This is a genomic window from Mesorhizobium sp. Primo-A (assembly GCF_003997175.1).
Taxonomy (GTDB): Bacteria; Pseudomonadota; Alphaproteobacteria; order Rhizobiales; family Rhizobiaceae; genus Mesorhizobium; species Mesorhizobium ciceri.
The window spans coordinates 1-543 of record NZ_RZTG01000051.1 but is presented as its reverse complement, the minus strand read 5'-3'; the positions used below and the strand labels follow the sequence as shown (position 1 = coordinate 543).

The following is a 543-nucleotide window of genomic DNA, read 5'->3' as shown; positions in this document are numbered from 1 at the left end:
GCTGTAGCCACGCGAACTACAAAGTCGTTGGGAACTCCGGCATTGGTCTGCAGGAGCGTTTTCACCTGCTCGTGTGCTTCCGGTATTCCGAGTTCCTCGGCAATCAGCTGGTGCTCGTCCTTGGATTTTCCGGATGGCAGGTACATGCAACAAAGGCAAGCCTGGCCGTCATCGAAACCATGCCGGGAGATACCGAGATCGTGCTCCTGCGTCCAAGCGTTTGCGATCCATCGCGGCAGTGCACCTTGGACAGCCAGACGGTCGGCGGCGGTGTCAAGCGCCACACCCACTTGGTCGAAGACCCAATTGCCCCGGCGCGCAACATATTCTGCCCACGTCAGAGGGTGCGCCTCGACCTCAAGGGCAGTCGATCTAAGGGCGGTGGCTGCAAGAACCGCTTTGGACATACCAATCTCCGCCTGGCCAGCCAATGCGTAGCGCTGCAGGTTTGAGAGTTCGATCGCTTCGTGATCGATTACATGCAGACGACCTTTGAGATCGGGTTGTCTCGCTAGCGCCCAAAGCGAGCCATGGCCTATCGCA

General features: G+C 58.7%; 1 pseudogene. It reads right to left on the bottom strand.

The features are described 5' to 3' along the window. A pseudogene (locus EOC83_RS32550) lies at positions 1–431 on the bottom strand (ThiF family adenylyltransferase); the annotation flags it as partial. Positions 432–543 lie beyond the last annotated feature (112 nt).